General features: G+C 74.2%; 13 protein-coding genes and 3 tRNA genes. 6 read left to right on the top strand and 10 right to left on the bottom strand.

The genetic code is table 11. From position 1 onward, the window contains the following. Positions 1-31: 31 nt before the first annotated feature. Genes purL through purS form a run of 3 tightly spaced genes read right to left on the bottom strand, consistent with a single transcriptional unit; the run spans position 32 to position 3230 of the window. Positions 32-2281, bottom strand: a complete 2250-nt coding sequence (gene purL / locus ACF1BH_RS28030) for a phosphoribosylformylglycinamidine synthase subunit PurL (RefSeq protein WP_391646887.1) — start codon at positions 2279-2281, stop codon at positions 32-34. Continuing rightward, the gene (gene purQ, locus ACF1BH_RS28025; protein ID WP_391646885.1) at positions 2278-2982 is read right to left on the bottom strand and encodes a phosphoribosylformylglycinamidine synthase subunit PurQ; all 705 of its coding nucleotides are present in this window, start codon (positions 2980-2982) and stop codon (positions 2278-2280) included. The genes purL and purQ overlap by 4 nt, the downstream gene beginning before the upstream one ends. Then, positions 2979-3230, bottom strand: a complete 252-nt coding sequence (purS, locus tag ACF1BH_RS28020) for a phosphoribosylformylglycinamidine synthase subunit PurS (protein WP_030284318.1) — start codon at positions 3228-3230, stop codon at positions 2979-2981. Before purS ends, purQ begins: the two co-directional genes overlap by 4 nt. A gap of 300 nt (positions 3231-3530) precedes the next feature. Between purS and ACF1BH_RS28015 the strand changes: the two genes are divergently transcribed. The 4 genes from ACF1BH_RS28015 to ACF1BH_RS28000 all read left to right on the top strand — a co-directional run bounded on the left by ACF1BH_RS28015 (position 3531) and on the right by ACF1BH_RS28000 (position 4484). Next, a complete protein-coding gene (locus ACF1BH_RS28015) occupies positions 3531-3851 on the top strand; it encodes an Lsr2 family protein (RefSeq protein ID WP_391646882.1) in 321 nt (106 codons plus the stop codon). A 119-nt stretch (positions 3852-3970) separates the two neighbouring features. Beyond that, positions 3971-4042: transfer RNA gene (locus tag ACF1BH_RS28010), tRNA-Gly, on the top strand. An 89-nt stretch (positions 4043-4131) separates the two neighbouring features. Then, positions 4132-4204: transfer RNA gene (locus ACF1BH_RS28005), tRNA-Gly, on the top strand. 207 nt (positions 4205-4411) lie between these two features. Further along, positions 4412-4484 (top strand) — tRNA-Gly (locus tag ACF1BH_RS28000). 52 nt (positions 4485-4536) lie between these two features. Here the strand turns inward: ACF1BH_RS28000 and ACF1BH_RS27995 are convergent. After that, entirely contained in the window at positions 4537-5436 is a 900-nt protein-coding gene (locus ACF1BH_RS27995; RefSeq protein WP_391646880.1) for a phosphoribosylaminoimidazolesuccinocarboxamide synthase, read from the bottom strand. A gap of 81 nt (positions 5437-5517) precedes the next feature. Beyond that, entirely contained in the window at positions 5518-6756 is a 1239-nt protein-coding gene (locus tag ACF1BH_RS27990) for an MFS transporter (protein WP_391646878.1), read from the bottom strand. A 99-nt stretch (positions 6757-6855) separates the two neighbouring features. On the opposite strand from ACF1BH_RS27990, the gene ACF1BH_RS27985 reads away from it, so the two are divergent. Beyond that, a complete protein-coding gene (locus tag ACF1BH_RS27985) occupies positions 6856-7779 on the top strand; it encodes a LysR substrate-binding domain-containing protein (RefSeq protein WP_391646876.1) in 924 nt (307 codons plus the stop codon). A 43-nt stretch (positions 7780-7822) separates the two neighbouring features. Here the strand turns inward: ACF1BH_RS27985 and ACF1BH_RS27980 are convergent, their stop codons facing one another. From ACF1BH_RS27980 to purD, 3 genes are all read right to left on the bottom strand, one after another. Then, entirely contained in the window at positions 7823-9301 is a 1479-nt protein-coding gene (locus tag ACF1BH_RS27980) for a N,N-dimethylformamidase beta subunit family domain-containing protein (RefSeq protein WP_391646948.1), read from the bottom strand. A gap of 711 nt (positions 9302-10012) precedes the next feature. Continuing rightward, on the bottom strand, positions 10013-12019 hold the full coding sequence (locus tag ACF1BH_RS27975; RefSeq protein ID WP_391646873.1) for a hypothetical protein: 2007 nt from the start codon (positions 12017-12019) through the stop codon (positions 10013-10015). Between the two features lie 600 nt (positions 12020-12619). Further along, a complete protein-coding gene (gene purD / locus ACF1BH_RS27970) occupies positions 12620-13918 on the bottom strand; it encodes a phosphoribosylamine--glycine ligase (protein WP_391646871.1) in 1299 nt (432 codons plus the stop codon). Between the two features lie 263 nt (positions 13919-14181). Between purD and ACF1BH_RS27965 the strand changes: the two genes are divergently transcribed. Further along, the gene (locus tag ACF1BH_RS27965; protein WP_391646869.1) at positions 14182-14985 is read left to right on the top strand and encodes an SLATT domain-containing protein; all 804 of its coding nucleotides are present in this window, start codon (positions 14182-14184) and stop codon (positions 14983-14985) included. Positions 14986-15038: 53 nt separating this feature from the next. Here ACF1BH_RS27965 and ACF1BH_RS27960 read toward each other — a convergent pair whose 3' ends face one another. Further along, positions 15039-15689, bottom strand: a complete 651-nt coding sequence (locus ACF1BH_RS27960; RefSeq protein ID WP_391646867.1) for a hypothetical protein — start codon at positions 15687-15689, stop codon at positions 15039-15041. 150 nt (positions 15690-15839) lie between these two features. Next, positions 15840-16514: a GntR family transcriptional regulator gene (locus ACF1BH_RS27955; protein WP_391646865.1), complete on the bottom strand. Its 675-nt coding sequence runs from the start codon at positions 16512-16514 to the stop codon at positions 15840-15842. Between the last annotated feature and the right edge of the window lie 3 nt (positions 16515-16517).

Genomic DNA, 16517 nt, shown 5'->3' with positions numbered 1-16517 from the left:
GGTCGTCTCACCGCCGCACGGGGGCGCTCGCTCAGGCGATCAGGCCCGGGATCGTCGCCTCGTGCGCCGTCCGCAGCTCGTCCAGCGCGATGCTGAACTGGCCCTGGACGTCGATCGCGTCGCCGTCGACCACACCGATGCGGGTGGCCGGCAGACCGCGCGCCCCGCACATGTCGGTGAAGCGCAGTTCCTCGCTCCGCGGCACCGAGACGACGGCGCGGCCCGCGGACTCGGAGAAGAGGAAGACGAACGGGTCGACGCCCTCCGGGACGACCAGCCGGGCGCCCTTGCCGCCGCGCAGGCACGACTCGACCAGCGCCTGGATCAGACCGCCGTCGGAGAGGTCGTGCGCCGCGTCGGCCATGCCGTCGCGGGAGGCCGAGATCAAGATCTCCGCCAGCAGCCGCTCGCGCTCCAGGTCGACCTGGGGCGGCAGACCGCCGAGGTGGTCGTGGACCACCTGCGACCAGGCCGAACCGCCCAGCTCCTCCTTGGTGTCACCCAGGAGGTAGATCAGCTGCCCCTCCTCGGCGAACGCCACCGGCGTACGGCGGTTGACGTCGTCGATGACGCCGAGCACCGCGACCACCGGCGTCGGGTGGATCGCCACCTCGCCGGTCTGGTTGTAGAGCGAGACGTTGCCGCCGGTCACCGGGGTGCCCAGGGTCTGGCAGGCGTCGGCGAGACCACGGGTGGCCTCGGCGAACTGCCACATCACCGCCGGGTCCTCGGGCGAGCCGAAGTTCAGGCAGTCGGAGACCGCCAGCGGCTTGGCGCCCGTCGCGGCGACGTTCCGGTACGCCTCGGCCAGCGCCAGCTGCGCACCCGCGTACGGGTCGAGCTTGGCGAAGCGGCCGTTGCCGTCGGTGGCGAGGGCGACGCCGAGGTTGGTCTCCTCGTCGATGCGGACCATGCCGGAGTCCTCCGGCTGCGCGAGGACGGTGTTGCCCTGCACGAACCGGTCGTACTGGTCGGTGATCCACGCCTTCGACGCCTGGTTCGGCGACGCCACGACCTGGAGGATCTGCGCGCGCAGCTCCTCCGGCGTGGCCGGCCGGGCCAGCTCGTTCGCGTCGTCGGCCTGGAGGGCGTCCTGCCAGTCGGGGCGGGCGTACGGCCGGTGGTAGGTCGGGCCCTCGTGGGCGACCGAGCGCGGCGGGACGTCCACGATCTGCTCGCCGTGCCAGAAGATCTCCAGCCGGGTGCCGTCGGTCACCTCACCGATCACGGTGGCGATGACGTCCCACTTCTCGCAGATCTCCAGGAAGCGGTCGACCTTGTCGGGCTCGACGATCGCGCACATGCGCTCCTGCGACTCGCTCATGAGGATTTCCTCGGGCGAGAGGGAGGAGTCACGCAGCGGAACGGTGTCCAGCTCGACGCGCATACCGCCGGAACCGGCCGACGCCAGCTCGCTGGTGGCACAGGACAGACCGGCGCCGCCGAGGTCCTGGATACCGGCGACCAGCTGCTCCTTGAAGACCTCCAGGGTGCACTCGATGAGCAGCTTCTCCTGGAAGGGGTCACCGACCTGGACGGCCGGGCGCTTCGTCGGCTTCGTGTCGTCGAAGGTTTCGGAGGCGAGCACCGAGACGCCGCCGATGCCGTCGCCGCCGGTGCGGGCGCCGTAGAGGATGACCTTGTTGCCGGCGCCGGACGCCTTCGCGAGGTGGATGTCCTCGTGCTTCATCACACCGATGCAACCGGCGTTGACCAGCGGGTTGCCCTGGTAGCAGGCGTCGAAGACGACCTCGCCGCCGATGTTGGGCAGCCCCAGGCAGTTGCCGTAGCCGCCGATGCCCGCGACGACGCCCGGCAGGACGCGCTTGGTGTCGGGGTGGTCGGCGGCGCCGAACCGCAGCGGGTCGACGACCGCGACCGGACGGGCACCCATGGCGAGGATGTCGCGGACGATGCCGCCGACGCCGGTGGCCGCGCCCTGGTACGGCTCGATGTAGCTGGGGTGGTTGTGCGACTCCACCTTGAACGTGACGGCGTAGCCCTGGCCGACGTCGACGACACCGGCGTTCTCGCCGATACCGACGAGCATCGCGTCGTTCTCGGGGACCTTCTCGCCGAACTGCTTCAGATGGACCTTGCTGCTCTTGTAGGAGCAGTGCTCGGACCACATGACGGAGTACATCGCCAGCTCGGCGCCGGTCGGGCGGCGCTCCAGGATCTCGCGGATACGCGCGTACTCGTCCTGCTTCAGCCCCAGTTCGGCCCAGGGCTGCTCGGCCTCAGGGGTCTCGGCGGCATGCTTGACCGTGTCCAGCGTCATGCGTTGACCAACTTCTTCAGGATCGAGGTGAAGAACCCGAGGCCGTCGGTGCGGCCCGTGCCGATCAGCGGTTCCACGGCGTGCTCGGGGTGCGGCATGAGGCCGACGACGTTGCCCGCCTCGTTGGTGATTCCGGCGATGTCGCGGAGCGAGCCGTTGGGGTTGCCGTACCCATCAGCGGCTTCGCCGCGGGCGAGGTAGCGGAAGGCGACGCGGCCCTCGGCCTCCAGCATGTCGAGCGTGCGCGCGTCGGCGACGTAGCGGCCGTCGATGTTCTTGAGCGGGACGGAGATCTCCTGGCCTGCGGTGTAATCCGTGGTCCAGGCGGTGTCCGCGTTCTCCACCCGCAGCTTCTGCTCACGGCAGACGAAGTGCAGGCTCTCGTTGCGCAGCATCGCGCCGGGCAGCAGATGCGTCTCGGTGAGCACCTGGAAGCCGTTGCAGATGCCGAGGACGGGCATACCGTCCTTCGCCTGTGCGATGACGGACTCCATCACCGGCGAGAACCGGGAGATCGCCCCGGCCCGCAGGTAGTCGCCGTACGAGAAACCGCCGGGCAGCACCACGGCGTCGACCTGCTTGAGGTCCTTGTCCCGGTGCCACAGCGGCACCGCCTCGGCGCCGGCGACCCGGACGGCGCGCCGGGTGTCGCGGTCGTCGAGCGTCCCGGGGAACGTCACGACTCCGATGCGCGCAGTCATGATCCGGCCTCGACGCGGACGGTGAAGTCCTCGATGACGGTGTTGGCGAGGAAGGTCTCGGCCATCTCGCGGATACGGGCGAGGGCGGCGTCGTCGGCCGGGCCCTCCACCTCAAGTTCGAAACGCTTGCCCTGACGGACGTCGGCGATCCCCTCGAATCCCAGGCGTGGCAGTGCGCGCTGCACCGCCTGCCCCTGCGGGTCGAGGATCTCCGGCTTGAGCATGACGTCGACTACGACGCGTGCCACTGGCACTCCCGGTGGTGTGGTGCGTAAGGCGGTTCCCTCACACTACCGTGTGCGAAATTCTACGCGCATAGATAAGTGATCGTCCCCTCACGGTGCGGTATCGACCCGACGTGCACACAGGGGAAAATCCTCGAAAAGATCCGCGCTCCGGATTGCGACATGACACGCTGAAGAAATTAACTGGGCTTCACAATGCATTGCCCCCCGCTGTACAAATGAAAAAGCATTGATTCCTGTCAACAGGATCCGAAGCAACACCCCACGTCAACACGGGGTTGCTGCACGAAAGGACCGATATCCGTGGCGCAGCGCGTAGTGGTAACGCTCTCCGACGACATCGACGGAGGAGAAGCCGCAGAGACGGTCGCCTTCGGATTGGACGGGAAGTCGTACGAGATCGACCTCAATCCCGCCAATGCGAAGAAACTGCGCGGCATCCTGGAGCCGTTCGTCGAGGCCGGCCGCAAGCGGGCCAAGTCCGGCAAGACCTACCACCGGACCGCGGTGACCCCCGACCCGGCGGCGGTCCGCGCCTGGGCCCGCTCGCACCAGATGGAGGTGCCGCCGCGCGGCCGCATCCCCAAGAAGGTCTACGAGGCGTTCAGCGCGGCCAACCACTGACCCGTGCGCGGGCCCGCCGGGGCCCGCGCGGAGCCGACTTGCACGGCACCCCTGTTGATCAGCTAGAGTCTGGAGCACGCCGAGGGGCGAGGCCGAAGGGCCGGGCCCCGAGGAGTCATGCGGGTGTAGCTCAGTAGTAGAGCGCCCTCTTTCCAAGAGGGAGGCGCAGTGTGCAATCCCTGTCACCCGCTCTGACAGTTCCCGGTCTTTGGACTCAAGCAGTCTTTTCGATCAGGTAGAGTAGCTGTCGCGCCGCTCGGTGAAAGCCGGGTGGATGCCTGCGGACGTAGCTCAGTTGGTAGAGCGCAACCTTGCCAAGGTTGAGGTCGCGAGTTCGAGCCTCGTCGTCCGCTCAGCAAAAGGCCCTGGCCGGTGGAAACACCGACCGGGGTCTTTGTCATGACGCGGCGCCGCCGTAAGGGTGTGGCGGCGGCCACAGGAATACGGCGAGCGGGCGGGGCGGATCCCGGGGTGGTTCGCGGCGGCTCATTCATTGGCTATAGTGGTCCCCGCACCGCGCGGCGGAGGCCGGAAACGGCCGCCGGATTCGCACGGAGCATGCGGACGTAGCTCAGTTGGTAGAGCGCAACCTTGCCAAGGTTGAGGTCGCGAGTTCGAGCCTCGTCGTCCGCTCAGCAAAAGGCCCCGGCCGGTGGAAACACCGACCGGGGCCTTTGTCATGGGCTCAGCTCCAGGTCAGGCCGGTCAGCCGCTCGTACGCCTCGATGTACTTGGCGCGGGTGGCGTCGACGACGTCCTGCGGGAGGCCGGGGGGCGGGAGTTCGCCGTGGCGGTCCCAGCCGGACTCGGGGGACGTCAGGTGGTCGCGGACGAACTGCTTGTCGAAGGAGGGCTGGGCGCGGCCCGGCTGCCAGAGGTCGGCGGGCCAGAAGCGCGACGAGTCGGGCGTCAGGACCTCGTCGGCCAGGACCAGTTCGCCGTCCTTGAAGCCGAACTCGAACTTGGTGTCGGCGAGGATGATGCCGCGGCCGCGGGCGATGTCGCGGGCGCGGGCGTAGATGTCGAGGGTGGCGCGGCGCAGCCGGGCGGCGGTCTCCGCGCCGACCTGGCGGGCGACCTCCTCGTACGAGACGTTCTCGTCGTGGTCGCCCACGGCCGCCTTGGTGGCCGGGGTGAAGATCGGGGCGGGGAGTTCGGAGCCGTCGACGAGGCCCTCGGGGAGCGCCAGACCGCAGACGGTGCGGGACTCCCGGTACTCGGCGAGGCCGGAGCCGGTGAGGTAGCCGCGGGCGACGCACTCGACGGGGGCCATCTCCAGGGAGGCGCAGACGAGGGTGCGGCCCTCCCAGTCGGCGGGGGCGCCGGGCGGCAGCTCGGTGGAGAGGACGTGGTGGGGGACCAGGTCGGCGAGCTGGTCGAACCACCACAGGGAGAGCTGGGTGAGGACGCGGCCCTTGTCCGGGATCTCGGTGGGCAGCACCCAGTCGTACACGGAGATGCGGTCACTGGCGACCATGATCAGTTCACCGTCGGCGTTCTGGTAGAGGTCACGCACCTTGCCGGTGTGAAGGTGGGTGAGGCCGGGCACCTGCAAGGGCTCGGGCTTTTCTACAAAACCGGACACGCTGCCTCCGCGTAGGTTGGTCCAGGAGTCCTGGCGATTCTCCCGTACGCGGAGGAAGAGTGGCGGGGCGGGGCCGACCGGTCAGGTGCGGGCGCCGTTGCGGACGAGGGCGGCGAGCGTCAGCAGGGCGAGGACCGCACCGCCGGTCAGGACGGCCGACGGCGACCAGACGCCGGTGAGCAGGGTGACCAGGTACGGGGCGCAGAAGCCCAGGTAGCACAGGGCCCAGAAGCGCGCGGTGCGGCGGGCCAACGCACGGGGCGGGGTGAGGGCGGCGACCTCGGTGAGGCCGTAGGCGACGCAGAGGCCGTAGCCGCCGCCGAGGAGGACCGCGGCGAGCAGGGCCAGTGCCGGGTCGGTGCGGGCCACCGCGAGGGCGCCGAGGAGCAGACCGGCGGCGATCGCGGCGAGGCCGCAGAGCGCGGTGGCCATGCGGTGGCGGGCGGCGAGGCGGCGGGCGAGCGGGGCGACGAGGATGCCGGTGCCGGGGGTGACGGCGGTGGCGAGGCCCGCGTAGACGGTGCGCCAGCCGTCGAGGTGGGCGTCGACCAGCCCCGGGAGGACCGCGAAGGCGATGGTCGGGGCGACGAAGACCCAGGGCGCCATGGGGACGACGAGGCGGCGGAAGGCCCTGGTGGACGAGGCGGGCGCGGGTTCGGTGGACGGTGCGGGCGTACCGGCCGGGCGGTGAGCGGCGGTCTCCGGGGTGCGGGCCGCGCCGAGGGCGGCGGCCGTGGCGAGGACGAGGTGCGGGAGGTAGGCGAGCACCATCGGGTGCGGCGCCCACTCGGCGATGCAGGCGGCGGCCAGCCCGCCGGAGGCGAAACCGGCGGAGAGGAAGAGCCCGGAGCGGCGGGCGGCGGCGCCGGGGCTGGGGGCGGTGCCGTACGGGGCGGCGGACAGCTCCTTGATCCAGACGCTGCCGGCGGTGAGCAGGGTGCCGGCGCCGAGCCCGGTGAGGAAGCGGCCCGGCCACAGCAGCCAGGCGGCGGACGGGCCGGCCATCAGCAGGCAGGTGGCCAGCAGCGAGACGGTGAGCGCGGCGAAGGTGACCGGGCGGCGCCCGCGGCGGTCGGCGGCCGGTCCGGCCAGCAGCAGGCCGGGGATCAGGCCGAGGACGTAGACCGCGAAGAGGCCGGTGGTGGTGGTATCGGTCAGGCCCAGGTCGGAGCGGTAGGCGCCGAGGAGGGCGGAGAACTGGTTGGCGCTCCAGCCCGACGCGGTCATCAGCCAGCCCGCGCGCAGCCAGTGGCGGGGCCCGGCGGCCGGGGGCGCCGGGGCGGCTGCGGGCGCGTCGGTCCGGAGGGAAGGCGTCGTCATACGAGCCGTTCTACGGGAGGCCCCGGGGTGGGCGCCGCCGCCGTTCAGAATTCGTGAATGCGTACGAGCCATCGGGGGTGCCGGTCGTATCGTGGCGCCATGGATCTGCGGCGGCTGTCTTCTTTTCTGGCGGTGGTCGAGGAGGGCCACTTCGGCCGGGCCGCGGCCCGGCTGTTCCTGTCACCGGCCGCGGTGACCGGCCACGTCCAGCAGCTGGAGCGGGAATTCGGGGCCCGGCTGCTGGAGCGCGGCCGGGGCACGGCCGTGCCGACGGCGGCGGGGCGGCGGCTGGTGTCGCACGCCCGGACGCTGCTGGCGGCGGTGAACGCGGCGGTCGAGGACGTCTCCGAGGTGGCCCTCGACAGCGGTCCGGCCGCGCGGGGGCTGCGCGTCGGGGTGATGGGCCACGGTTCGGCGGAGGTGACGCCCGCGGCGGTCAACGCCTTCCGGCGGGCACGGCCCGAGGTGGAGCTGCGGCTGGTCCAGCTGAACTTCACGGAGCACTGCAGCGCGCTGCGCGAGGGCCGGGTGGACGTCGCGTTCGTCCGCCCGGCGATCGAGGCCGAGGACATCGACGTGGACGTGCTGACCACGGAGCGGCGGATCGTCGCGGTGTCGGCGGGCTCGGTGTACGCGGACGCGCAGCGGGAGGGGCTGCGCGTCGCCGATGTGCTGGATCTGCCCTATCTGCGGCTGCCGCGCCACACGCCGCGGCCGTTCACGGACTACCTCTACTTCGACGCGGGCGAGCGGCGGGCGCCGGACTGCGCGCTGACCCCGCAGGACGTGCTGACCAGTGTGGCCGCCGGGCGCGGGGCGGGCTCCGGGCTGGCGTCGTTCGCGCGGTACTACCCGTGGCCCGGGGCCGTGTACGTACCGGTGCTGGACGCGGCGCCCGCGCACAGCGTGCTGGCGACGCGGTCCGGCGACCCCCATCCCGAGGTGCGGATCTTCCGGGCGCTGACGGTGGCGCTGGCCCGCGAGATGGCACCGTTCGCGGAGCGGGGGCCGGGAGCGGGGTGACGGGCCGCGGCCGGGGCGGGGCGGGCGCCGGTTCCGCCCGGCGTCAGTCGCGTTTGCAGATGCGGTCCAGGAGGTTGGCCGTGGCGCGTTGGACGCGGGGGTCGATGTGGCCGGGGCGGTCCAGCGCCGGTGACCAGGCGAAGGTGCCGGAGGCGAAGACCAGGGCGCCGCTGGGGGCGCGGTAGAGCGAGGTCTCCTGGTGGCGGCGGTGCCCCTCGGTGTCGCGGTACGGGGAGTGGGCGAGCAGCACCCGGTCGGTGTGCTCGGGGAGGCTGGTACGCGGGAAGTAGCGGTCGGCCTCGCCCGCCACCAGGCCGGGGAGCTTGTCGCCCTCGCCGGCGCCGGTGGCCTCCCACAGCCAGTGGGCGCCGTTGCGGACGACGAGGGGCGCGGGCTCCGGCACCCGGCCCGCGTACTGGACACCCATCAGCCGCTGCTCGGGGTCGCCCGCCTCGCGCCAGAGGGCGGGGCGGCCCGGGCCCTGGCGTTTGCGGCAGCTGAGCAGCGCATCGGGGCCGGAGGGTGACGGGGAGAGGTCGACCTTCCAGTACATGGTGTTGGCGGAGAGGAAGACCAGCGAGGTGCCCTGGTCGCGGGCGCGCTCGACGGTGCGGCGCATCGGTGTCGTCCAGTACTCGTCGTGGCCGGGGAAGATCAGGCCGCGGTAGCGGGACGGGTCGACGCGTCCGGCGTGCAGATCGCGGGCGTCGGCGTAGGCGAGGTCGTAGCCGTACCGCTCGGCCCAGCGGATGAAGTCGTAGGCGTGGCCGACGTGCAGCGGCAGTCCGGCTCCGGCGTACGGGCGGTCGAAGGAGACGGTGGTGGCGGCCTGCCCCTCACCGAGGAGTGCGCCGTCGTCGTCCCAGGCGTGGTAGAGGCTGGCGCCGGTGCGGCCGTCCTCCGGGTAGAGGTTGTACGCCTGCCAGGTGATGTCCGGCAGCAGGAGCAGCAGATCGGCCGGGTGGTCGTCGCGGACGGTGAAGGGGATGTGGCTGCGGTAGCCGTCGGCGGTGGTCAGCACGGCGACGTACGCGCCGAGATTCCAGTACGCGGGGACCTGGAGGCGCCAGGAGAGCCACCAGTGGTGGCAGGAGACGGTGCGCTCGGCGGCGAGCGGGGCGGGCTGGACGATGCCGGAGAGCCGCGGACTGGTGGTGATCTTGAAGGCGCCCGCGCCGCCGTAGTGGCCGATGCGGTAGATGTCGATGCTGAACGGCTGCGGGGGATCGACCGAGACCCGGAAGTCGATGGCCTCGCCCGGGGCGACCGCGCCGGTGCTGGCGAACCCCTTGATCTGCCGGTGGACGTCGTCGGCGGTGCGCGGGCCGTTGTGCTTACGGGGCGGCGGGACCCGCGGGTCGCCGTGGGCGGTGGCCTGCTCGACGTACCAGGGCACGAGGTGGCCGGAGTCGAAGTAGTTCTCGCTGCCGCGCAGCCAGGGCAGCGGGCCCTGGCCGAACGGGTCCGTCACCGCGTGGGCGAGGGCGCCCGATTCCCAGCGCCTGATCTGATCCGTCCCCACCATCAGCTCCCCTCCCGCGTCCCCCGTGGGCCGGCCTCGTTCCGTACACCGCCGGTCGCGCACCCGCGGCGGGCCGGCGTCGCGGGCCGCCCGCACAGAGCCGCTACGGCGTGCGGGACCGGCGCCGCGGAGTTCCTCCGAACCGACGCGGCCGCTCCCAGCACATCACATTAAGCACTCAGTTCGTCACCCTTCGTCGCGAATTCAACGGACTTGACGAGAGAAACAACCCGACAGGTATACGGAACGGTGCCTTAGGGGGCGTAGAGGAAAGAGCGTTCGGATAGGGGCAGGCGGCCGAGGAGGGGCGGGGGGACCGGAAAACCGGGAACCCGGGAATCCGGGAACCGGGAAACCGGGAAACCGGGAAATGGGCCGCGGGGCCGATGACGTGGCACCGGGGCGCCTTGATGTGGGTGCCGTGACGCGGGTGCCGGGTGGGACGCCCGGGTGGACGGTGGCACCGGGCGGCGGGCGGGCCGTCCGTCCGGCGCCAGGGCCGGTGGGCGCGGCCGGCCGGACCGGCGTACGGCCGGGGACGTGGGCGCGGGGCCGGTGCGGGGCGTCGGGCGGGCCGGGCGGCAGCGGCGGGCGGGCCAGGTGTGCGGCGTTCAGGATGCGGGCTCAGGATTCGGCAGCGGGCTCGGGGCCCGGGCAGGGGCCTCGGGTTCAGGACGCGGGGCCCGGATCTCAGGGCGCGGGGCCCGGGGCTCAGGGCAGGCGAACCGGTTTTTCCGGGCGGGCGCCTATGGTCGCGAGCCAGGCGCGGAGGGGGGCGGCGTCGCCGTCCTCGACGAGACTGCGGACGGGGGTGCCGAGGTCGGCGCGGCGGGCGCCGTCGATCAGCAGGGCGGGGCCGTCCAGCCAGTCGAGGCCGGGGGCGGCGCCCGCGGTGTCCACGGCGGCGCAGCAGACCATCGCCGTGACGTGGTCGGCGAGCAGGTCGCGGCCGGTGCGGGGGGGCTGGAGCGGGAAGAGCGGCAGCTCGCCGTCGGCGAGGCCGTCCGCACCGTCCGGCTCCGGCAGCTCCGGGAAGTCCGGGAGGCCGGGCAGCCCGGCGCCGTCCGCCGCCGGGGCGGCGGGACCGCCGGCCGCCCCGGGGGTGCCGGAACGGTCCGCCGCCGGGGCGGCGGGCGCGGCCGCCGGCTCCCGGAGAGCGGGCGGGCCGGCCGGCTCCGGGGGCTCCGCGCGCCCGGGGCCTCCGGCGGCCGCGGTGCGGGCCTCACGGGCCAGCTCCGCGTCCAGGCGGGCGGCGACGAGGTCGCCGGCCGCGGTGTCGCCGGAGAGGTGGTCGATGACCCGCTCCAGCGTCGGGCCCAGGGACGGGGCGGCGGGCGGCGGCGCCGTCGCGGTGGCCAGGGCGACCGGGGGGCGGACCGGGCCGCCGACGGCGGAGCTGCCTGCCCCGGCCGCGGCAGGGCCCGCCGCCGGGGCGGCCAGGGATGCGGCGCCGGGCTCCGCGGCGTCCGGGCCTGTCCGGGGCGCGGCGGCGTCCGGGGTGCGGACCGGGCGGTCGCCGGGGCCGGGCGGGGGCGCGGCGGGCAGGTCGTCGAGGACGCGGTGGAGGCGGGCGGCCTCCAGGCGCCAGGTGCGGTCGACGACCTCGTCCGGATACTCGCCCCAGCCGACGGGCGACCAGCCGGGGCCGGACGCCGCCGGGCCACCGTGGAAGAGCCGGGCGGCCAGCAGGGAGGCCGCGCCGTCGATGAGGCCGGGCTCCTCCAGGAGGTCGCAGGCGGGCCGCTCGCCGAGCCGGGCGGTGAAGCCGTCGGCCAGGCGGTCACGGCGGGAGAGCTCGGTGAGCGCGGAGACCACGCCGGAGTCCAGGTGGGAGGGCCAGCGGCCCAGCCGCCAGGCGGGCAGCGCGACGCGGGTCAGCAGCCGGTCCCACCCCGCGTACGCCAGGCCGACCTGCTCCTGGGCGACGGTCCGCAGCCGCTGGTCGACGTCCTGGGCGCGCTCGGACGCGGCGGCCGCCACGGCGCGCTCCATGAGCGTGGCGTGGTCGCGGCAGGCGCGCAGCATCAGGCGGGCCACCCAGCCGACGAAGCGGAGCGCGGGGGCCCGCACGCCCCGGGCGCGGGCGGCGACGGCGACCGCGGCGTCCAGCCCGCGGATGAACCGGCGGGCCGCGGCTATGTCCGGGTCCGCCGCGGGGCCCGTGCCGGCGACGACGGGGGCGAGGAGGGCGCGCAGCTCGCCGACGCGCATCCACCACAGGAACGGGGAGCCGATGACCAGCACCGGGGCCGTCGTCCGCCGGGCGGCGCGGCGGGCGCCGCGGGGCGGGGCGAGCGCGCGGTGGGTGCGGTCCTCCAGCCAGCTGTCGCAGTCCGGGGTGAGCGCCAGGGCGGACGGTGCGGGGACGTCGAGGCGGTCGGACACCTCGCGGACCAGGCGGTACAGGTCGGGTGCGGCCGCCTCGGGGACCGGGACGGAGGGGCTGAGCGCGGGCCTGGCGCCGGCGACGACCGCGCCGACCAGCGCGGCGAGCGCCAGCGTCAGCACCGCGGCGCCGCATGTGATCAGCCGGGCCAGGCCCCAGCCGGAGCCCGCGGCGGCGTCCGGCGCGCCGAGGTGGCCGGTGGCGCCGCCGACCAGCAGCACCACGGCGACGGCGGCGGGGAGCAGCGCCACGGCGAGCGCCGCACCGCGGATCCGCAGCACGGCCAGGGCACGGGAGCGCGCCGCGAGGGCGCCTGTTTCCGGACCTGCCATGAGCCTGCACACCCCCTGCTGTCCTCGTGGAGACGGACGGAGACATCGGAGAGATCACGCGTATCGAGCCGAACTTCGGGAGCGCCCGGCGGCTCCGGTCCGCACGGGCACCGGGCCCGAGCCTTCGCGCGCTCCCCACCACTGTGGCACCGGCCACTGACATCGCAACGCCGGTGAGCCACTTGCCGCACGTCGCCGTGGTCGCCGTACCGGAGAGCAGCACGGCGCACACAGAACGCTTGCGCGGCACCCTAGTTGGGGGCCCGGCTCACGTCAGCAGCTCGCCGGATCGGTCACTCGATGGTATGGCTTTGGGCAGAGCCGGGAACTGTCTCCCGGACGGCCCCGGAGACCGGTGGCCGACGCGCACCCGGCCACGCCGCGGACCGCGCCCGACCCGCTCCCGGGCCCGCCCCGGCGCACGCCCGGCGCGCCCCGGACCCGCTCCCCCGCCGCCGTGCCCGCCCCCGTGCACCAGCGGCACCCGGCGGAGGGACGAGCCGAACGGACCGCACACCCCCGAACACACCGGCGGCCCCGGTGCCGCCGCCGTGCAGGCGGGGCCCCGGGGCCGTCCGGTGAGGCCGTACGGGAGCGGCGTTACGCCTGCGCCCCCGCGTTCGTCGCCCGGGCCGCGTCCGCCGCGGCCTTGCGGGCGATGTCCGTACGGTGCTGGGAGCCGTCCAGGGAGATCCGGCCCACGGCGCGGTAAGCGCGGTCGCGGGCGGCGGTGAGGTCGGCGCCGGTCGCGGTCACCGACAGGACCCGGCCGCCGGCGCTGAGGACCGCGCCGGACGCGTCCTGTGTGGTGCCGGCGTGCAGCACGTACGCCGTGGGGCCGTCCTGCTCGGCGACGGCGGCGAGGCCCTCGACGGGGTCACCCGTGCGCGGGGTGCCCGGGTAGTTGTGCGAGGCGATGACGACGGTGACCGCGGCGCCGTCGCTCCAGCGCAGCGGCGGGACGGCGGCGAGCGTGCCGGTCGCGGCGGCGTGCAGCAGCCCGGCCAGCGGCGTCTTCAGACGGGCCAGGACCACTTGGGTCTCCGGGTCGCCGAAGCGGGCGTTGAACTCGATGACCCGCACCCCGCGCGAGGTGATCGCCAGGCCCGCGTAGAGCAGGCCGGAGAAGGGGGTGCCGCGGCGGCGCAGTTCGTCGACGGTGGGCTGGAGGACGGTGGCCAGGACCTCGTCGACGAGCTGCGGGTCGGCCCAGGGCAGCGGGCTGTAGGCGCCCATGCCGCCGGTGTTGGGGCCGGCGTCGCCGTCGAGGGCGCGCTTGAAGTCCTGCGCGGGCTGGAGCGGGACGACCGTCTCGCCGTCGGTGACCGCGAAGAGCGACACCTCGGGGCCGTCGAGGAACTCCTCGATGACGGTCTGCCCGCCGCCCTCCACGCAGGCCAGCGCGTGCGCGCGGGCCGCGGCGGCGTCCTCGGTGACGACGACGCCCTTGCCCGCGGCCAGCCCGTCGTCCTTGACGACGTACGGGGCGCCGAAGGCGTCCAGCGCCGCGTCGATCTCCTCGGCGGTGGTGCAGACGTAGCTGCGGGCGGTCGGGACGCCGGCGGCGGCCATCACGTCCTTGGCGAACGCCTTGGAGCCCTCCAGCCGGGCGGCCTGCGCGGAGGGGCCGAAGACCGGGATGCCGCGCGCGCGGACCGCGTCGGCGACGCCCGCCACCAGTGGCGCCTCGGGGCCGACGACGACGAGCCCGGCCCCCAGGTCGGCGGCGAGCGCGGCGACGGCGGCGCCGTCCAGGGCGTCGACGGAGCGGAGTTCGGCCACCTCGGCGATACCGGCGTTGCCGGGGGCGCAGTACAGCGCGGTGACGTCGGGGTCGAGGGACAGGGAGCGGCACAGGGCGTGTTCGCGGGCGCCGCCGCCGATGACGAGGACCTTCACGGGTGGCAGCCTAGTCGCCCGGGGTTCCGGCCCGGTCCGGCGCCCCTGCCCGCACGGTCCCCGGCAACCCGGTGCCCAGGGGTGCGGCAACTCTTTCGGGTGAGACGCCCGGTTGGCCTATACCCGATGGCAGGGCACTTCCGGTCGGGAATCCCGTGATCTTGGGGGCAAGCCCCACCGTTCGGCGGTAGGAAGGGGTGTTCGCATCCGCTTTTCCTACGCACCGGGCGCACCGTACGTAGCCGCAACGAGGGAGTCCACGGTTGAGTCAGCCGGAGATGCAGCCGGAGGGGACGCCCGGGGACGGCGGGCGGGGCCGGGAGCCGCGCCGCGCCTGGGAGCGGGCCGCCGCCCTGCTCGGGGCCCGCTCCCCGGGGCGCGGGCCCGGTGACCTGACCGGCCGGGCCTTCCCGCACGGCGACTGGGGCGAGCCCGCCGACCGGCTGGACGCGCTCTACGCGTGGACGGAGGAGAGCGCGCTGCGCGCCGCCGACTGGTATCTGCGCGACCGGCGCGGCAAGCGGCGCGCGGCGCGGGCGCTGCGCGCCGGTACCGCCGCCGGGGTCTCGGTGGGCGCCGCGCTGCCGCTGATCGATCTGGCGGGCGCCTGGCACGGCGGGGCGCCCTGGGGGTACGTGGCGCTGCTGATAGCCGCCGTCTGCGGGGGCTGTGACCGGTACTTCGGGGCCACGGCGGGCTGGATGCGGGACGTCGCGACGGCGCAGGCGATCCAGCGGCGGCTGGAGGCGCTGCAGTTCGACTGGGCGTCGGAGAGCGTGCGCGAGGTGCTGGGCCCGGCGGAGGGCACGGCGAGCGAGGCGGCGGAGCGCTGTCTGGGGGTGCTGCGCCGCTTCCACGAGGACATCGGGGAGCTGGTGCGGTCCGAGACCGGTGACTGGATGACGCAGTTCCGGGCCGGGCCGGTGCCCCGGACGGACCGGTCGGCGCCGCCGTGGTCCGGGCCGCGGGCGGAGGGGCCGGGGCAGCCGGGCGGGGGGCGGTTCACGCTGCCGCCGGGCGCCCGGCCGAACATGCCGCGGCAGCGTCCGCCGGAGCCGCCGCGCTGACGGCCCCGGACGCGCGTCCCGTCCGCCGGGCGGGGTGCGCGTCCGGGGAGGCGTCAGCTGAAGACGATCATGGAGCCCTGGCCGAGGCTGCGGGTGGCGGCCGCGTGCAGGCCGAGCCAGACGTGGCGTTCGCGGGCGAACGGGCCGTCGTCGGCGGGCGGGCTCGCCGACGGCTCCTCCAGACCGGTGGGACCGGACGGCGGTGCGGGCGGGGCCGGCGGGTTGGCCGGGTCGATACCGAGGGCCGGGGCGACGAGTTCGAGGTCGCGCAGGAGTCCGTGCGAGGAGCCCAACGGGCCGCCGCCGTCGAGGAGTTCGTCGTTGGAAAGCGGGTGCGGGAAGTCGACCGGGACGTACGCCCCGGCGTGGTCGTAGTGCCAGACCAGGTGCGACTGCTGGGCCGTCTGCTCGAACATCTCCAGCAGCTGCTCGTAGTCGCCGCCCAGTTCGTCGACCGGGGTCACCTCCAGCCCGCACAGGCGCAGCAGGTAGGCGCGGCGCAGGAAGTGCAGCGCGTCGTAGTCGAAGCCGGCGACCGGCGCCACGTCGCCGGAGAGCCCCGGCATGTAGCTGAAGACGGGGACCGGTGGCAGCCCGGCGTCCGTCAGGGCCTTGTCATAGACGGCGATCTCTTCGGAGAAGGGGTTGTCGGGGCTGTGGCACAGCACATCGACGAGGGGTACCAGCCACAGGTCACATGCCACGAGTGAGTGCTCGCTTCCGGTCGGGGCCACTGGCACGGCGCGCGTGTTGCGGAGAGGACGGATGGAGAGAGGGGCTTACGGGGGACGGAAGGGGCGGGTGGGCGGTCCGCGGTGGCGGAGGCTTCGGCCGACGGTCGGGACAGCGTAGTGCTAGCCGGGCGTTCCCACGAGGGTGAGGGCGTGCACGTTGTACTCGGTGATCAGCCGTTGTGCCTCGGCCGGATCGTGCCGGGCGACGGCCTCGGCGAGGGCGCGGTGCCCCTGCCACAGGAGGCCGCGCAACTCGTCCCGCTCGCGCAGCAGCGGGACGGCGAACATCCAGGTCTGCACCCGGAGACGGTCCAGGAACTCCCGGATGTACGCATTGCCGACCAGACCGCCCAGCTCGCGCCAGAAGCGCAGGTCGTAGCCGATGAGGACGTCCAGGTCGCCGGCGCGGGCGGCGCGTTCGGCCTCCTCGGCGCGGCGGCGCAGGGAGAGGAGGTCCTCGTCGGGCGGGCGCGGGACGCCGGCGCCGGGGCCGCGGAAGATGCCCTCGACGACGAGGGTGCGGGCCTCGACCATGGCGCGGTAGTCGTCGGCGGTGAAGGCGCGCACCTTGAAGCCGCGGTGTTCCTCGATGTCGAGCAGCCCTTGGGCGCAGAGGTCGAGGAGCGCCTCCCGGACGGGGGTGGCGGAGACGCCGTACTGCTCGGCGATCTCCTTCACCGTGAAGCGGTGGCCGCACGGCAGCCGCCCGGCCAGCACCTCGTCGCGCAGCGCATCGGCGATCTGCCGGCGCAGGGTGTTGCGCCGTACGACCGAGCCGGGCCCATCAGCGGCCATGGT

The sequence above is a fragment of the Streptomyces sp. NPDC014733 genome (assembly GCF_043083385.1).
Lineage (GTDB): Bacteria > Actinomycetota > Actinomycetes > Streptomycetales > Streptomycetaceae > Streptomyces.
Note: the sequence above shows the minus strand (reverse complement) of the source record. Positions and strands in the feature narration are given on the sequence as shown.

What these genes read in the sequence shown, in the direction of transcription:
- ACF1BH_RS27990 (WP_391646878.1), bottom strand. Translation starts at nt 6,756, where the DNA reads ATGACGACGCCTTCCCTCCGGACCGACGCGCCCGCAGCCGCCCCGGCG.
- ACF1BH_RS27955 (WP_391646865.1), bottom strand. Translation starts at nt 16,514, where the DNA reads ATGGCCGCTGATGGGCCCGGCTCGGTCGTACGGCGCAACACCCTGCGC.
- purL (WP_391646887.1), bottom strand. Translation starts at nt 2,281, where the DNA reads ATGACGCTGGACACGGTCAAGCATGCCGCCGAGACCCCTGAGGCCGAG.
- purQ (WP_391646885.1), bottom strand. Translation starts at nt 2,982, where the DNA reads ATGACTGCGCGCATCGGAGTCGTGACGTTCCCCGGGACGCTCGACGAC.
- ACF1BH_RS27985 (WP_391646876.1), top strand. Translation starts at nt 6,856, where the DNA reads ATGGATCTGCGGCGGCTGTCTTCTTTTCTGGCGGTGGTCGAGGAGGGC.
- ACF1BH_RS27975 (WP_391646873.1), bottom strand. Translation starts at nt 12,019, where the DNA reads ATGGCAGGTCCGGAAACAGGCGCCCTCGCGGCGCGCTCCCGTGCCCTG.